17 protein-coding genes are annotated in these 17,151 nt (G+C 44.5%); 4 read left to right on the top strand and 13 right to left on the bottom strand.

What is annotated here, in order from left to right:
• Positions 1-116 precede the first annotated feature (116 nt).
• Positions 117-470, top strand: a complete 354-nt coding sequence (locus tag AC2EXB_RS05305) for a YgzB family protein (protein ID WP_251479981.1) — start codon at positions 117-119, stop codon at positions 468-470.
• A gap of 96 nt (positions 471-566) precedes the next feature.
• Here the strand turns inward: AC2EXB_RS05305 and perR are convergent, their stop codons facing one another.
• The 4 genes from perR to bcp all read right to left on the bottom strand — a co-directional run bounded on the left by perR (position 567) and on the right by bcp (position 3,118).
• On the bottom strand, positions 567-1,010 hold the full coding sequence (gene perR, locus AC2EXB_RS05300) for a peroxide-responsive transcriptional repressor PerR (protein ID WP_052652364.1): 444 nt from the start codon (positions 1,008-1,010) through the stop codon (positions 567-569).
• 122 nt (positions 1,011-1,132) lie between these two features.
• Complete coding sequence (locus tag AC2EXB_RS05295; RefSeq protein WP_235198621.1) at positions 1,133-1,684, bottom strand: cob(I)yrinic acid a,c-diamide adenosyltransferase; 552 nt, start codon at positions 1,682-1,684, stop codon at positions 1,133-1,135.
• 2 nt (positions 1,685-1,686) lie between these two features.
• Positions 1,687-2,628 (bottom strand): D-2-hydroxyacid dehydrogenase, encoded by a 942-nt coding sequence (locus AC2EXB_RS05290; RefSeq protein WP_483604016.1) that lies wholly within the window; start codon positions 2,626-2,628, stop codon positions 1,687-1,689.
• 13 nt (positions 2,629-2,641) lie between these two features.
• On the bottom strand, positions 2,642-3,118 hold the full coding sequence (gene bcp / locus AC2EXB_RS05285; protein ID WP_483604015.1) for a thioredoxin-dependent thiol peroxidase: 477 nt from the start codon (positions 3,116-3,118) through the stop codon (positions 2,642-2,644).
• Positions 3,119-3,239: 121 nt separating this feature from the next.
• Between bcp and AC2EXB_RS05280 the strand changes: the two genes are divergently transcribed.
• The 3 genes from AC2EXB_RS05280 (at position 3,240) to AC2EXB_RS05270 (ending at position 7,041) form a co-directional block, all read left to right on the top strand.
• The gene (locus tag AC2EXB_RS05280) at positions 3,240-4,526 is read left to right on the top strand and encodes a glutamate-1-semialdehyde 2,1-aminomutase (protein ID WP_483604014.1); all 1,287 of its coding nucleotides are present in this window, start codon (positions 3,240-3,242) and stop codon (positions 4,524-4,526) included.
• A gap of 39 nt (positions 4,527-4,565) precedes the next feature.
• Complete coding sequence (locus tag AC2EXB_RS05275; protein WP_483604013.1) at positions 4,566-5,651, top strand: FUSC family protein; 1,086 nt, start codon at positions 4,566-4,568, stop codon at positions 5,649-5,651.
• A gap of 166 nt (positions 5,652-5,817) precedes the next feature.
• On the top strand, positions 5,818-7,041 hold the full coding sequence (locus AC2EXB_RS05270; protein WP_483601356.1) for an ISL3 family transposase: 1,224 nt from the start codon (positions 5,818-5,820) through the stop codon (positions 7,039-7,041).
• A 49-nt stretch (positions 7,042-7,090) separates the two neighbouring features.
• Here the strand turns inward: AC2EXB_RS05270 and nikC are convergent, their stop codons facing one another.
• The 9 genes from nikC to mutY form a co-directional block, all read right to left on the bottom strand.
• A complete protein-coding gene (gene nikC, locus AC2EXB_RS05265) occupies positions 7,091-7,978 on the bottom strand; it encodes a nickel transporter permease (protein ID WP_235198618.1) in 888 nt (295 codons plus the stop codon).
• A 17-nt stretch (positions 7,979-7,995) separates the two neighbouring features.
• A complete protein-coding gene (locus tag AC2EXB_RS05260) occupies positions 7,996-9,000 on the bottom strand; it encodes an ABC transporter permease (RefSeq protein WP_483604722.1) in 1,005 nt (334 codons plus the stop codon).
• Positions 9,001-9,085: 85 nt separating this feature from the next.
• Positions 9,086-10,717, bottom strand: coding sequence for an ABC transporter substrate-binding protein (locus AC2EXB_RS05255; RefSeq protein ID WP_235198617.1), 1,632 nt, complete (start codon positions 10,715-10,717; stop codon positions 9,086-9,088).
• Positions 10,718-10,747: 30 nt separating this feature from the next.
• Positions 10,748-11,731 (bottom strand): ABC transporter ATP-binding protein, encoded by a 984-nt coding sequence (locus tag AC2EXB_RS05250; protein ID WP_235198616.1) that lies wholly within the window; start codon positions 11,729-11,731, stop codon positions 10,748-10,750.
• Positions 11,706-12,725 carry an ABC transporter ATP-binding protein gene (locus tag AC2EXB_RS05245; RefSeq protein ID WP_235198615.1) on the bottom strand — a complete coding sequence of 340 codons (1,020 nt, stop codon included), beginning with the start codon at positions 12,723-12,725 and terminating at the stop codon, positions 11,706-11,708. The genes AC2EXB_RS05250 and AC2EXB_RS05245 overlap by 26 nt, the downstream gene beginning before the upstream one ends.
• Before the next feature lie 159 nt (positions 12,726-12,884).
• Positions 12,885-14,630 carry an ABC transporter ATP-binding protein gene (locus tag AC2EXB_RS05240; protein WP_483604012.1) on the bottom strand — a complete coding sequence of 582 codons (1,746 nt, stop codon included), beginning with the start codon at positions 14,628-14,630 and terminating at the stop codon, positions 12,885-12,887.
• Positions 14,631-14,689: 59 nt separating this feature from the next.
• The gene (gene ntdP / locus AC2EXB_RS05235; protein ID WP_052652382.1) at positions 14,690-15,235 is read right to left on the bottom strand and encodes a nucleoside tri-diphosphate phosphatase; all 546 of its coding nucleotides are present in this window, start codon (positions 15,233-15,235) and stop codon (positions 14,690-14,692) included.
• Between the two features lie 106 nt (positions 15,236-15,341).
• The gene (fabL, locus tag AC2EXB_RS05230; RefSeq protein ID WP_483604011.1) at positions 15,342-16,088 is read right to left on the bottom strand and encodes an enoyl-[acyl-carrier-protein] reductase FabL; all 747 of its coding nucleotides are present in this window, start codon (positions 16,086-16,088) and stop codon (positions 15,342-15,344) included.
• A gap of 2 nt (positions 16,089-16,090) precedes the next feature.
• Positions 16,091-17,089, bottom strand: coding sequence for an A/G-specific adenine glycosylase (gene mutY / locus AC2EXB_RS05225; protein WP_483604010.1), 999 nt, complete (start codon positions 17,087-17,089; stop codon positions 16,091-16,093).
• Positions 17,090-17,151: the final 62 nt, after the last annotated feature.

Here is a 17,151-nt window from a genome sequence, read left to right as displayed (position 1 = left end):
GGCTCTTGTATTCTTTATTTCGACATATTTCTTTTAGATTCCTGCATCTATGAATCATTATCACTTTTTCGATGCATTTATGATATAGTATGATGGATGCAAGGAGGAAATAAATAATGAAACCTTATAAAAATAAAATCAATCGCATTCGGACTTTTGCCTTGTCGTTGATCTTCATCGGTATTGTCATTATGTACGTCGGGATCTATTTTAGAAGCCATCCGGTTGTGATGGTGATCTTCATGCTGCTTGGCCTTATTGCCATCGTCGGCAGTACAGGGGTCTATGCATGGATCGGATTGCTCTCGATGAAAACCATCCCCGTTGAATGCCCGAATTGCGGAAGACATACAAAAATGCTTGGCCGTGTAGACATGTGCATGCATTGCCGTGAACCATTGACTATGGATCCTGCTCTTGAAGGAAAAGAATTCGATGTCGATTACAATAAGAAAAATTCTAAACTATAATGACTGCTAATCGCCGGAGCTATTCACTTGCTCCGGCGATTTTTTTTTGCAGCAAATCGACAAAATAAAAACGAGCATGAGAAACATGCTCGTCGATTATTGGGCTTTTGCAGTTTTTTCCGAGCATTCCTGGCAGGTTCCATAAATTTCAAGACGATGATAGTCTACTTGGAATCCTGTTACATGCGAAGCAAGATGCTCCACTTCATCCAGTCCTGGGTAATGGAAATCCACTATTTTTCCGCAATCATTGCAGATCATATGATAATGGTCGTTGGTTACAAAATCAAAACGGCTGGAAGAATCGCCGTAAGTCAATTCTTTCACCAAACCGGCTTTTCTGAATACCCGTAAATTATTATAAACAGTTGCAACGCTCATATTAGGAAAAGTTTTCTCAAGCGCGCGATAAATGTCATCCGCTGTTGGGTGCATTGTAGAATGAATCATATACTCCAAAATCGCATGGCGTTGTGGAGTGATTCTCACACCTGTAGACTTCAAAGCATCAAGCGCGTCCTTTAGTTGTCCGTCAGACATCGCTGTGCACCTCACTTCATAAATATTCTTATATTATAATCGTTATAATTAGTGTACTTAAAAAAGAGGGTGCATGTCAAGAAATCACTATATTATCAAGCTTTGCAGGCTTTATCAGTCATTTAAGACTGATGAAGGCCTTTTTCGATTTTCCCAAGACGCTGATTGATTAAGCGTGCTGCAACGAATAGAAAATCGGATAACCGGTTCAAATAGGCCAATACATTCGGCGACACTGAATCCCCGATGGAAATCGCTGCTCTTTCCGCTCTTCTGACCACTGTGCGCGCGACATGGAGTGCAGCTCCTGTCGGATGGCCCCCAGGCAAAATGAAGTTTTTGAGTGCTGGCACTTCTGCATCGTATTGATCGATCCACTGCTCGAGCTTTGTTATGTCCTCCTCTTTAAGCTTCCACTTCACTTCTTTTCCAGCAGGCGTGGCAAGTTCAGCTCCCACATGGAATAGAGTAGTCTGGATTTCATGAAAAATGGATTCCAACTGTTCTTTTTCCTCAAAGAATTCATTGTTCATATGCCCAATTGCAAGGCCAATCATTGAATTGGCTTCATCACAGGTGCCATATGCTTCAACAAGTGCGTCATTTTTCGCAACCCGAGTGCCATATACGAGGGAAGTTGTGCCTTTATCGCCTGTTTTCGTATAGATTTTCACTTTCAATACCCCTTTTCCATATTGACTAGGTTTGTAAGATCCGAATTATTTTCCAACCATTTTTTCAGGTTAGGTGCAAAAATCTCTAATGCCCGTTCAACATAGCGGCCGGAATGGCTGGATACATGCGGTGAAACCACCACATTTTCCATCTCCCATAAAGGATGGTCTTCAGGCAGCGGTTCTTGCTCAAAAACATCCAATACAGCATAAGCGACTTCTTCATTCTTCAATGCCTCTACCATAACGTCATCCGATACAAGATCCCCTCTTCCGAAGTTCATAAAAATTGCATCCTGTTTCATCGCTTTGAAATGCGCACTGCCAATCATCCCTCTTGTCTCTTCAGTGCTAGGCACTACAGAAATAACCGTATCCGCTTTTGGCAGCGCATCCAGGATATTGTCAAATGACACCATTTCATCCATATAATCGGCTTGTTTTCCCGAACGGTTGCAGCCTATGGTAGAAACACCAAAAGCTTGCAGCAAACGGCCGATTTCACCGCCAATAGCACCCGGCCCGATAATCAATGCCGTGGATCCTGCTAATTCGCTTGAACGGATTTTTCGGTCCCATTTTTTCTGTTGCTGTCTTTCGTAAATGGCCGGAAGCGAGCGTTTAATCGCCAGCAAATGCGCCAACACCGATTCAGCCATCGGTGTTTTATGGATGCCTCGCACATTCGATACGGTAATTCCCTTTTCGAGAATGGCCTCATGCGGCATTTTTTCTACTCCGGCACTTGCCACCATGATCCATTTTAAATTTGCCGCTTCTTCGATGTCTTCAGCAGCTAAATCTTCCCCGTATGTCACGATGACATCCGCATCGGAAAGACGTGATTTATCATGGTAAGTAAAGTGGAACTCCACTTCCGGAAATTGTTCTTTCAGCATTTCCTGCTGATGCTCTTTTGGCACAAAAGTAAAAAGCACTTCCATAATTTCCGCCCCTTTATTGATTCGTCAAAGATTTCAAGGTATTGAGTACTTCTTCGATATGGCCGGCCACTTTCACTTTCCGCCATTCTTTGACAATCGTTCCGGTTGGATCGATCAGGAAAGTTGAACGTTCAATGCCCATGAATTCTTTGCCGTACATTTTCTTTTGCACCCAGACACCGTATTTTTCTGAAACCGCATGGTCTTCATCCACTAATAAAGAAAATGGCAATCCGTGCTTTTCAATGAATTTCCCGTGCTGTTTTTCCGAATCTGCACTAACGCCCAAAATCACCCCGTTCAGTTCGGAGAAATCTTTCTCAGCATCCCGGAAATCACAGGCTTGCGTTGTACAGCCCGGAGTCATGTCTTTTGGATAAAAATAAAGGACCACATACTTATCTCCTGCAAAATCAGTTAAAGCGACTGTATTGCCTGCTTCATTTTTCAATGAGAAGTCAGGCGCTTGCAAACCTTCTAATGTTGTCATCTTTACCACTCCTTTTCTACTATCTATCGTAACGGACGGCAGCGCTATATTCAATTTCTTTGGCGTTCTTCCTTAATATTGTCTACAATGAAGAGTAGACAATATTAGGAGGCTGTAAAAAATGAACCATTCTACATCTGAAAAATTGCATGAAGAAGCATTATTACATATCGTTGGCGGAGTTAATAGCCCGTCGCGCTCTTATAAAGCAGTAGGCGGAGGTTCGCCGGTGGCAATGGAGCGTGCAAAAGGCGCTTATTTCTGGGACGTCGATGGCAATAAATACATCGATTACCTTGCTGCCTACGGTCCGATCATCACTGGTCATGCCCACCCGCATATCACAAAAGCCATTACTCATGCTGCGGAAACCGGCTTATTGTATGGAACTCCGACACGGCATGAAATCACTTTTGCGAAAATGCTGAAAGAAGCAATGCCAAAAATGGACAAAGTCCGTTTTGTGAATAGCGGTACTGAAGCCGTTATGACGACAATCCGTGTATCCCGCGCTTATACGGGCCGCACGAAAATCATGAAATTCGCTGGCTGCTACCACGGGCATTCAGACTTGGTATTAGTCGCTGCTGGTTCTGGCCCTGCCACACTTGGCACCCCTGATTCTGCAGGAGTTCCAAAGACGATTGCCGAAGAAGTGATTACGATTCCCTTCAACGATCCAGCTGCTTTTTCTGAGGCTATGGATAAATGGGGAGAACAAATCGCGTGTATCTTAGTAGAACCAATCGTCGGGAATTTCGGAATCGTGGAGCCAAATAAAGGCTTCTTGGAAGAAGTGCACCGCATTGCTAAAGAAAAAGGCGCTTTGATCGTATATGATGAAGTCATCACAGCTTTCCGCTTCCATTACGGCGGCGCCCAGGATCTTCTTGGTTTAACACCTGATTTAACAGCTTTAGGGAAAATCATCGGCGGCGGCTTGCCAATCGGGGCATACGGCGGCAAGAAAGAAATCATGGAGACGGTTGCCCCTCTTGGACCTGCTTATCAAGCAGGAACTATGGCCGGCAACCCAGCGTCAATTCAAGCAGGGATTGCATGTCTTGAAGTTCTTCGTGAAGAAGGCGTCTACGAGAAGATGGATGAACTTGGCCGCCAATTGGAAGAAGGCATCCTTTCAGCCGCAGCAGAATTCAGTGTTACGATTACCATCAACCGGTTAAAAGGTGCTTTGACCATTTACTTTACCGATCAAAAAGTGGAAAATTACGAACAAGCAGAAGCGAGTGACGGCGAGATTTTTGGCCGCTTCTTTAAACTGATGCTTGAACAAGGCATTAACTTGGCGCCTTCAAAATATGAAGCTTGGTTCTTAACGACTGAACACACTGAAGAAGATGTGAAAACTTCCATTAAAGCGGTGCGCGAAGCTTTCCGCCAGCTTTAAACCGGATGTGATTAATTAAGGAAAGGGGTAGGTGATTTTATGAAATTAGGTGCTCGTATATTTAAAACAGGAATCGCGATTTCATTCGCCTTATTTCTTGCAGATATTTTGCAATTGCCTTCCCCGCTTTTCGCCGGAATCGCTGCTATTTTCGCTATACAGCCTTCCATTTACCGATCATTCTTGACCGTGCTTGACCAGATTTACGGAAACTTGATTGGTGCTGTTATTGCTTTTGTATTTGTTTTGACGATCGGCACCAATTATTTGACCATTGGATTAGCAGCTGTTTTGGCTATTGTCATCATGCTAAAGCTGAAGTTGGATAAACCGGTTCCTTTAACGTTGGTTACGCTGATCATCATCATGGAAGCCCATGATCAAAATTTCTTGGAACTGGCAACGCTGCGCTTCCTTACGATATTGCTTGGAATATTAGCTGCTTTTGTGGTCAATCTGATCTTTTTGCCTCCTAAATATGAGAATCGCCTTTTTGCCTCGATTCATGATGTGAGCGAAGAAGTGATCCGCTGGATTCGGGTTTCCATTCTCCATACATCAGACTATACGTCGATTAAAGACGATATCGACAAATTAGAAGATAAATTATCGAAAGTTGACCAATGGTATACGTTTTACAAAGAAGAACGCAGCTATACCAAAAAGCAGCAATATGTTAAAGCCCGTAAATTGGTGATGTACCGGCAAATGATCCTAACATCGAAAAAAAGTTTGGAAGTACTTAAAAGGCTTCACCGCTTTGAAAACAAGTTGACCGAACTTCCAGAACATTTTCATATGATGGTCCAGGAGCAGTTAGAAAGGCTTGCGGGCTATCACGAACAGCTATATATGAAGTATGTGGGCAAGTTGAAGCCGGAACATAATGTAGCTCTCGGACCGGAAGCCGCCATTAAACGAAACGAAGTAATGTCAATATTTGTAAAAGAAATCAACCTCGCTCTAGAAGAAGAGGATAATGAATTCTCCATTTATCATTTAATGCATGTACTTTCTGCCATTCTGGATTATGAAGAACAGCTTGAACATTTGGACTTGTTGATAGTTTCTTACCATAATTTCCATGCGGACGAAATAGAGAGCGATTTAGAAGATGTCATCTAAAGGCAATCAAAAAGAGTGGCCAGGGGGGATCTCCCGTGGCCACTCTTTTTATTGGTTCTACACTAATTGTTGGGGTGTTGAAACAATTCGGCCCAAAAAAAGACACGCAATCTCCAAATTCTTTTATACTTGAAATGTCGAATAACAAGTAAAGAAGAGGAGATGCGTGCACTTGAATTTTACCATGAAATTTCCCGGATTAGAAGATGTGAAAATCATGAAGATGGAACAAGTGGAGGACCGGGTGGCCCTGCATGTGGAGTTGGAAGTGAAGGCACACCGTTGCCCGCGTTGCCAGGAGAAGACCCGGCGTGTCCACGATTACCGGATCCAAAAGATCAAACACCTGAAATGGTTTGAACGCCAGACTTACCTTTTCTATAAGAAGAGACGCTACGTATGCGGGGCGTGCGGCAAGAAATTCGCCGAACAGAATTCATTCATCGGCCGCTATCAACGGTTCTCAAAAGAGTGGAACCAAGCGGTTCATGTGCGCAGCGTCAAGGCGAAAACGTTCAAGGAAGTGGCCGGACAATACGGCGCTTCCGCTTCGACCATCGTTCGGCGTTTCGATCTGGTGGCGCTCCAGGAAGTTACTGAAACCGCAAAATTACCGCGTGTGATCGCCATCGACGAATACAAAGGCGACACCCGCGAAGGAAAGTACCAACTGATTATCGCCGATGGCGAAACGAGAGAACCGATCGATATCCTGCCCAACCGGAAAAAAGAGACGATCAAACAGTATCTCCAACAGCACGGAGCTGCGGTGGAAATCGTCGTCATGGACATGAGCCATTCCTTTAAAGCCGCGGTCAAAAAAGCACTCGGCAAACCGGTGATCATCGCCGATCGCTTCCACTTCTGCCGGTACATTTACTGGGCGCTGGACGCGGTCCGCAGACGCGTGCAGAAAAGTTGGAACGACTATGACCGCAAAAAAGGCAAACGGATGCGCTACGTCTTTTACAAAAACAGTGAGAAGTTAACCGAAAAGGACCGTTGGTACTTGAAGCGGTATCTTGAAATGGATGAGGAGCTCAAACGAGCATACGAACTGAAGGAAGCGTATTGCACGTGGTTTCAGGCAAGCAAAAAAAGAGATCCCGAGGAAATCCTCAAGACCAAAGAAGCGTTGCTGGAATTTTATCGGCTGGTGGAACAAGCGGGCATTCCCGAGTTCCAGAAAGCCATGGGCACCTTCCGAAACTGGCAGACGGAAATCTTGAACAGCTTCTCGTTCAAGTATTCCAATGGTTTCTTGGAAGGCATCAATAACCTGACAAAAGTGATTAAGCGGAACGCGTTCGGCTTTCAGAATTTCGAACGCGCCCGCGCCAAAATACTACTGACACACAAGTATAAGAATATGGGAGTTCACGTTGGTTAGAGTGAGGAAGATTTCACCTCACCCCAACATTTGACGGAGAACCTTTTTATTATGATTTCATTCGAGGATCGAGTGCATCGCGCAGCCCGTCTCCCATTAAGTTAAATCCAAGAACCGTTAACATGATGGCCACCCCTGGGAAAATCATGGTCCAAGGAGCATTCGTCAAATACGATCTGGAATCTGCCAGCATTTTTCCCCATTCCGGATCTGGCGCCTGCGCACCAAGCCCAAGAAACCCGAGAGCAGCAGCTTCGATAATAGCTGTTGCAATCGCTAATGTGCCTTGGACGATTACCGGTGCCATGGAATTCGGCAAAATATGAGAAAACAGAATCCGGTTGTCTTTCATGCCGATCGCTTTAGCCGACATGATGTATTCGTCTTCCTTGATGCTCAGCACTTTCGAACGGATTAAGCGCCCGAAGTTCGGTACGTTGATAATCGCAATCGCAATAAGCGCGTTGCGGAGTGATGGTCCAAGTACAGATACGACAGCAATCGCAAGAAGGATACTTGGGAATGCCAACATGATATCGAAAATGCGTGAAATGATGGTATCTACCCATTTTCCGTAATATCCTGCCAAGATCCCTAAAATACTTCCAATCACGACAGAGCCGATAACCGCTAGGAACCCTACCCAAAGGGAAATTCTTGCACCGTAAACGATTCTCGATAAAATATCGCGGCCAAAATCATCCGTTCCCATCCAATGATCGCTGGAAGGAGGTAAAAGGCGATTGCCTAGATTTTGTTCATTGATGCCTTGCGGTGTAAATAGCGGACCGAAAATAGCGAGCAAAATGAAGAAAATAACAATGCCCATCCCGACTACCGCTACTTTGCTTTTTCTGAATCCGCGCCAAGCCTCTTTCCAGGGGCCAGCCACTTTTTCGATCTGTACGTCGTTTTTATTTGCTACAGCATTAGCCATTAAGAACTCCTCCTTCCTTAATCGTATTTGATGCGCGGATCAACTAAGCTATATAGAAGATCTACGAATAAGTTGATCATGACAAAGATAAACGCAACAATCAAAATCCCGGATTGGATGACCGGATAGTCCCGGAAGCCGATTGCTTCATAAATATAGCGTCCGATTCCCGGCCAGCCGAAAATCGTTTCTGTTAAAATAGCGCCGCCCAGTAGCAAGCCCATTTGAAGACCGATAATGGTCAAAACCGGAATGATCGCATTTTTCAATGCATGTTTGTAAACGACGAAGAACATTTTCAAGCCTTTTGCGCGAGCTGTTCGCACATAGTCTGAACGCATAACTTCAAGCATGCTTGAACGGGTCATTCTGGCAATGATCGCCATCGGGATCGTCGCTAAAGCTGTTCCCGGTAAAACCAAATGCTTCAATACAGTAGACAATTGATCAAACTGCCCAGTCAGGATCGTATCAATAACGTAGAAATTCGTAATGACTTCTACCGGATCCCGAACATTTTCCCGGCCAGTTGTCGGAAGAATCCCTAATTCAATGGAGAAAATCCATTGGTTCATCAGGCCAAGCCAGAAAATCGGCATAGAAACCCCGATTAATGCAATGATCATGGCTAAATAATCGAACCAAGAGTTCTGGAACCAAGCAGAAATGATGCCAGCATTGATGCCGATGACAACTGCAATAATGATGGCGAAAACGGATAGCTCGATTGTTGCAGCTAAATACGGCCAAACTTCATCCATTACTGGAGTACGAGTTCTTAGCGATTCACCTAAATCTCCTGTAACCAACCCTTTTAGATAATCAAAATATTGAATATACCATGGATTATCTAAACCTAATGTTGTTCTTAGAGCCTTAATCGCTTCTTCAGATGCTTGTTGCCCTAAGATGACTTGAGCCGGATCGCCCGGAATTGCCCGGATGATCAAAAATACGATAAAAGTCATCCCTAAAAGTACAGGAATCAATTGTAAAATGCGTCTCCCTATATAGTGAAGCACTTTCTTCACCTCTCCATCTCTTGCAGTATGTATCTAAACTAAGAAAAAAGAGGAGAAATCATGACGACCTCTCCTCTTAAAAAGCCTACTCTAAATCTACAGAAGCCAATTTATCAGAGCCAGTTGGATGCGCTTTGAAGTTCACAACATTCTTGCCGCCAGCTAACAGCGGTGTAGAGTGTGCAAGCGGTACCCATGGAGCGTCTTCATGGATGATTTCCTGAGCTTGTTTGTACAAGTCATTTCGTACTTCTTCATCCACTTCAGTTTGTGCTTGGATAAACAGATCATGCAATTCCTGGTTTTCGTAGTATGTGTAGTTGTTTGAACCGATATTGTCTTGGTCAAGCAATACATATAGGAAGTTGTCGGCATCGCCGTTATCCCCAGTCCAACCTAATAGGAAAGCATCCGCTTCTCCGTTTGCAGCTTTTTCAAGGTAAGTAGCCCATTCGAATGAAACGATTTCAGCTTTTACGTTAATATCAGCCAAATTCTTTTGAATCGCTTCAGCGACTTTTTGGCCATCCGGCATATACGGACGTGGAACCGGCATTGCGTAAAGTTCCATTTCGAAACCGTCTGGAAGACCTGCTTCAGCTAGTAATTCTTTTGCTTTTTCTGGATCATATGGGTATGGATCGATTTCTTCATTGTATCCGCTGATTACTGATGGCATCGGGTTAGCCGCTACATCAGCACGGCCTTCGAAGAATGCATCAACAATCGCTTGCTTATCAATTGCATAGTTCATTGCTTGACGAACTTTAGGATCATCGAAAGGTTCGCGTGTAACTGTCAACCCAAGGTAGCCGACGTTCATAGATGGACGCTCGAATAATTGCAGGTTCTCATCGCTTTCGATTGTTTCGGAATCAGATGGCGTGATGCCGTCTGCCAAATCGATTTCACCTGACAATAATGCATTCAAACGAGCTGAGTTATCAGGAATTGAACGGAAGATGACTTGGTCAAGCTTCGGTTCGCCTTCAACCCAATAACCATCGAATTTTTCGATTGTTACGGAGTCATTGCGTTTCCATTCAACAAATTTGAATGGACCTGTCCCTACTGGCTGGTCTCCGAATTTGTCTCCAGCAGCTTCAAAAGCTGTAGGTGAAGCAATTCCGAAAGGGCTCATTGCCAAGTTTTTCAAGAATGGTGCCTGTGGACGTTTTAATTTGAATTCAACTTCGTAATCTCCAGTTGCAGTAACTGATTCGATTACGTGGCCTTCTTCATCTCCAAAACCGCCGAACATTGAAGCGTAGTACGGGAATTTATCTGCATCTCCAGCAGCCCAACGCTCAAAGTTCTTTACAACCGCTTCCGCATTGAAGTCAGTGTCGTCATGGAATTTAACGCCTTCTTCCAATTGGAACGTGTAAGTCAAACCGTCTTCAGCAGCTTCCCATTCTGTCGCCAGGGCAGGATGGATTTCTGTATCTTGCTCACCGAAGTTTACTAATGTATCAAAAATGTTTTTCGTAACTTTAAAAGATTCACCGTCTGTTACTGCAATCGGATCAAGTGATACGGAATCTCCGCCTCGGCCGAAAATTAATACTTTTTCTTCAGCAGAATCTCCGCTGTCGCCGCTATCTCCACTATCCCCGCCGTTATCGCCAGAAGAATCGTTTGAACTACAGCCAAACAATGCCGTGGAAATCAACAGAAGCATCAAAATTGCCAGTGATACGAGCTTTTTCTTTCTCAAATCTACCCCTCCATTTTGTGTTATATATTATCATTGCGGCCTGGACTCTTTATAAAGATGGCAGGCTACAGAATGACCTTTCTCAACTTCCGCAAAAATTGGCACCGTGGATTCACAAATATCCATCTTGAATGGACAGCGAGTATGGAATCTGCAGCCGCTCGGCGGATTTGCCGGACTCGGCACGTCTCCTTTGATGACCACTTGCTCACGGACAAAATCTGGATCTGGCACCGGAACTGCAGACAATAAGGCTTGCGTATAAGGATGAAGCGGCTTCTCATACAGCGATTCGCTATCAGCCAATTCCGCCATCTGCCCTAAATACATAACGCCTACCCGGTCACTAATGTGGCGAACAACTCCTAGGTCATGGGCAATAAAGATATAAGTAAGTTTCAACTCTTTTTGCAGATCCTGCATTAAGTTGAGAACTTGCGCTTGAATGGATACATCCAGAGCTGAAACCGGCTCATCGGCAATGATCAATTTAGGATTTGTCATCAATGCCCGGGCAATTCCGATGCGTTGGCGCTGCCCTCCACTAAATTGGTGTGGATAGCGTTTTGCATGGTAACTGCTCAAACCAACAATCTCCAAAAATTCATGGACTTTCTTTTTGCGTTCTTTCGGATCGCCGATTTCGTGGACATTCAACGGCTCCATCAAGATTTTCTCAATCGTATGACGCGGATTTAATGACGCGTACGGATCCTGGAAAACCATTTGAATGTCTCTTCGCGCTTTTCGCATTTCATGGTTTGAAAGATTCGTCAGCTCTTGGCCATCGAAAAACACTTTGCCTTCTGTCGGCTCAAGTAAACGCATCAACATGCGGCCAGTAGTAGATTTCCCACAGCCCGATTCTCCAACGATCCCAAGCGTTTCGCCTTCATGGACCACGAAGGAAACATCATCGACAGCTTTAACGTGATTTTTCACTTGCCCAAGGATCCCTGATTTAATCGGAAAATATTTTTTTAAGCCTTCAACTTTTAACAACGGTTCGGTCATGAGCCTGAACCTCCTTCGGATCAAATAGGAAGCAGCGGGTTTGATGGTCATCCGCTGTCTGATAGAGGTCAGGATTTTCGTTTATGCAGCGGTCAAATGCAAATTCACATCTGGCAGCAAACTTGCAGCCGGTCCGAATCGATCCCGGCTTCGGCACATTTCCTGGAATAGAATACAAGCGTTCCTTTTTAAAACGCATATCCGGAACAGACTCTAACAGCCCTCTTGTATATGGATGCTGCGGATCTTTGAAAATGGTATGTACTGGCCCTTCTTCCACTACTTTTCCTGCGTACATGACAATGACCCGTTCGCAAGTCTCTGCCACAACCCCTAAATCATGGGTGATCAACAACACGGCCGTATTTAAGGTTTCGTTCAAGTTTTTGATCAATTTTAAGATTTGGGCTTGGATGGTTACGTCAAGTGCAGTTGTCGGTTCATCGGCAATCAAGACTTTCGGATCACACAGCAAAGCCATGGCAATCATGACACGCTGCCTCATGCCGCCAGACAATTGGTGAGGATATTCTTTCATCAAGTCTTCCGCACGGGGAAGGCCGACTAATTTCATCATTTCGACTGCCCGTTCCTGAATCTGTTTTTTTGACCAGTCGCGTTTGTGGATTTTAATCGCTTCGCGTAACTGATCACCGATGGTAAACAAAGGATTGAGCGATGTCATCGGCTCCTGGAAAATCATTGCGATATCATTCCCACGGATTGCACGCATTTTTTTCTCGCTCAATTTCGTCAAATCTTTATCTTGAAATAAAATTTCTCCCCCTGTAATTTTTCCGGGAGGGCTTGGCACAAGGCCCATAATTGATAAAGATGTAACACTCTTCCCGCACCCTGACTCGCCGACGATGCCTAGAACTTCGCCTTCGCGTATATGAAAATCAATATTGTCTACAGCTGGAATCTCTCCATCATCTGTGAAAAAAGATGTCTTCAATCCTTTAACGTCCAGTATGGTTTTCCGTTCTCTCATGGTGTCACCCCTTATAATCGCTGATTAAATCAGAAAATTCTATGTGTTTTTATTATACGTAATATTAGTATTATTGCAATAGCTTTTTCAGATATAAAGCTCTTTTTATGATACATATCAAAAAAAGACCCTCGAAATGTCCGAGGGTCTAAAGAACTATCAATTAAAATGTTGAACTTGGAATAAATTATAGTACACTCCCTGTTTTTTCATCAGTTCATCGTGAGTGCCTCTCTCTTCTAATTTCCCGTGGTCAATCACGAGAATTTGGTCTGCATGGGTAATCGTTGATAGACGGTGGGCGACAATCAATGTCGTCCGGTCGTGGGCTAACCGCTCCAAGGAATCCTGGATCAGCGCTTCACTTTCTAAATCCAAGGCAGAAGTTGCTTCATCCAAAATTAAAATCGGCGGATTTTTTAGGAAGACGCGTGCAATCGCGATACGCTGCTTTTGGCCGCCTGATAATTTCACGCCGCGTTCACCGACTTTTGTATCGTAGCCGTTTGGAAGCATTTCGATAAAGTCATGCGCATTCGCTGCCCTAGCAGCTGCGATGACTTCTTCATCGCTGGCTCCTGGTTTCCCCATTAAAATATTGGATTTAACCGAATCGCTGAAAAGGATGGAATCTTGCAAAACCAGCCCGATCTGGTCGCGCAGCGTATGGATGGTGACTTCTTTCAAGTCATGGTCATCCATTAAAATGGCGCCTTCCGTCACATCGTAAAAACGGGGGATAAGCGAAACAATCGTCGACTTTCCGCCGCCGCTCATTCCGACAAAGGCTACAGTTTCACCAGGCTTCACCGTGAAATTCAAGTTTGAGAGCACTTCGGTCTCTCCATCATTGTAATGGAAAGAAACCCCTCTGAACTCAAGCTTTCCATCCACAATCCCTAAATCCTTCGCCCCTTCCTTATCCGTCACTTCGTATTCTTCGTCGACCAGTTCAAAGACGCGGTCCATCGAAGCAAAAGATTGCGTCAATGTCGTCGATGAGTTGACCAGACGGCGAAGTGGATTGTAAAGACGTTCGATATAGGCGATAAAGGCAACCATGGTACCTAATGTGAGATTACCCTGGATGACTTGGTATCCTGCGTAGCCGATGACCAGTAACGGAGCAATATCAGTAATCGTATTAACGACCGCAAATGCTTTCGCGTTCCATTTTGTATGGTCAATCGCTTTTTCTAAAAATCCATCGTTCGTTTCATCAAAAATCTTTTGTTCGTGCTTTTCTAAGGCAAAGCTTTTAATGATGCTCATTCCTTGGACGCGTTCATGCAAATAACTCTGCACATTGGCAAGTGCCTGTGAACGCTCCCGGGTAAGATCCCTTAATCTTCCAAAGAAGTACTTGACGCTGAATGCATAGAACGGGAATGCCAAGAGCGCCACGATTGTCAGCGGCACATCCATTGTCAGCATGATGCCGATCGCGATTAAAATCGTCGCAAGATCCAGCCACAAATTCATTAAGCCGATCATCACAAAGTTTTTCGTTTGCTCCACATCATTGATGACGCGTGAAATGATTTCACCTGCACGTGTGTTGGCGTAGTAGCGCAGACTTAAACGCTGCAGATGTCCATACAGGTGCTGCCGGATATCGTACAGAATTTTGTTGCTGACATATTGTGCATAATACTGCCGGTAATATTCAATCGGCGGACGCAATAGAAAGAATAAGATCGCTGTCCCCCCGAGCCATAAATACAGCTGGGTCAGTTTTTCATCACTTGATAATCCTTCTGCCCCAATAATGTCGTCAATTACGATTTTGATCAGCAGCGGGATAAATAAGGGAATCGCGAATTTAAAAATCCCAATAACGATGGTTAACGCAATTTGCCAATAATACGGTTTTACAAATTGCATATAGCGTTTTGTCGGGCTCAATCTGTTCACTCCAATCTCTTCAAAATGAAAAACCTGTTGGCTGGCAACAGGTTTTCATTTCACTCAGTGAGCCGGTACTGCCTATGGAATTCATAGCGGCTCGTCCAAACTTCAATGAAGTCAGGGGCAAAGGGGCCTCTTCGCTGTTTAATCCAGCCGATCAATTTCTCCACGTTCCGGTGGAGGATTTGGTCGATCACTTCTGGATAGCCCATCTGCCGTTTATGATCTTCATATTCATCTTCGTCCAGCAAGGTGTACGACATATCAGGAAACACTTTAACATCCAAATCATAGTCGATATACTTCAATGATCCGTTATTATAAACAAATGGAGAACTGACATTGCAATAATAATAAACGCCGTCGTCACGAAGCATGCAAATGATATTGAACCAATGCTCCGCATGGAAATAGCAGATGGAAGGTTCCCGCGTAATCCATGTTCTTCCATCGGATTCGGTTACCATCGTCCGCTCATTTGCACCAATTACGATGTTGTTCGTTCCTTTCAATACCGTTGTTTCTTGCCAGACACGGTGGATTCGGCCGTTGTGTTTGTAGCTGTGGATCTGTATCGTTTCTCCCTCAGTGGGAACCGCCATGTCTATCACACCTTTTCGTCTAAGCCGTTTATATATTTTCTGCTATTTCATCATTATATCAATCAATTCTGAAAACATACAGTAAAAAGCCGGCTAAGCTAAAGGCTTACAACATGACTGAGCGTCCGCCATCGACAATGATCGTTTGTCCGCGGATCATATCGGCCTGGTCCGAAATCAAGAATAAAGCGGTTTTCACCATGTCATCAATTTCCACCATGCGGCCAGCAGGCGTGTTGACGCGCGCATCATTCAACAATTCTTCGCGGTTCGGAAAATGTTTTAATGCTTCCGTATCCAATGCGCCGCCAGAAACTGTATTGACCGAAATTCCTTTTGGTGCAAGTTCTACGGCCAAATAACGCGTAATCGATTCCACGGCAGCTTTTGACACGCCGATTGTCGTATAATTTTCCAAATAGCGGATCGACCCAAGAGAACTGACACCAACGATTTTTCCGCCTTCGTCCATTAATTTCGCTGCTTCCTGCGCACCGAATAGCATCGCTTTTGCATTAATGTTCATCGTCCAGTCCCAATGCGTTTCTTCGAGTTCCATAATCGGGCGCAAAACGCCGGATGCTGCATTCGATACGAATACATCCAAGCGGCCAAATTCTTCTTTTATGGTTTCGAACATGGCACGCAATTTATCGACATCTCCAACATTCGCACGGACCAATAATGCTTTTTGTCCTCTTGCTTCAATTTCTTTCACCGTATCAAGCGCTGCACTTTTGCTTCGCGCGTAGTTGACCACAATATCATAGCCTTGTTCAGCGAGTGCAATCGCCAAAGCTTTTCCTAGACCTCGGCTGCTCCCTGTTACTAATGCCACTTTTTGTTCTGCCATGTTCAAACATCTCCTTTTTGTAATAAAGCTGTTTTCATTTTCTGGGCTGGGCCTGCAATCGGCAGCAATTCCAATTCTTCAGCTGTCACCCATCTCATATGGGCAGGCAACGTTAAATCCCCTGCTTTTGCTGTGTAAGCATCCACATTCCATGTTAAATGAGAAAACACATGTTTAAAAGAAGTAAATTTTTCTGCCGACTGTATTTCACCCGCGAAACTTTCAGAAAGCTGCTCTTCAATTTCAAGCGGAAGTGTTTCTGCAGTCACTTCCATCATCGGGAATTGCCACATATTTGCAAGCAATCCTGTTGATGGGCGTTTCTCCATTAAAACTTTATCGTCTTTTTCGATGGCGAGCATAGCGAATTGATACGCTTTCGTCTTTTTCGCTTTTGTCTTGATCGGCAGCTCTTGCTGTTTACCTTCATGAAAAGCTGCGCAATGTTCCCGCACCGGGCAAAGCAAACATTTCGGGGAAGTCGGTGTACAAATCAGCGCACCCAATTCCATTAGCCCCTGATTAAAAGAAGAGGGGTCTTCATGGCTGATGATGTCAGTTACCGCCTCTTCGAAAATTTTTCGGGTTTTCGGTTTAGCGATATCTTCTTCGATCAAGAGGATCCTTGACAAGACACGCATCACGTTCCCGTCCACTGCATGTTCCGGAATGCCGTAAGCAATGCTGAGAACGGCTCCGGCCGTATAAGGGCCGACACCTTTTAAGGCAGAAATGTCCTGCCGGTTTGACGGAACAATTCCGCCATATTTCTCCGCCACTTCTTTTACTCCAGCCTGGAGATTTCGGGCACGTGAATAATAGCCCAGTCCTTCCCATTGTTTCAGCAGAATTTCTTCATCTGCTGCTGCCAAATCATATAACGTGGGAAATTTTTCGACAAAGCGTTTATAGTATGGAATGACGGTATCGACCCGGGTTTGCTGCAGCATGATTTCAGAAATCCAAATTTGGTAGGGATCGGCTGTCCGACGCCATGGCAAATCTCGCTTCTCTGCTGAAAACCATTGAATTAAATCCTGTTGAAATAAGCTTTTATTGAATT

It is taken from the genome of Planococcus alkaliphilus, from assembly GCF_057031095.1.
Note: the sequence above shows the minus strand (reverse complement) of the source record. Positions and strands in the feature narration are given on the sequence as shown.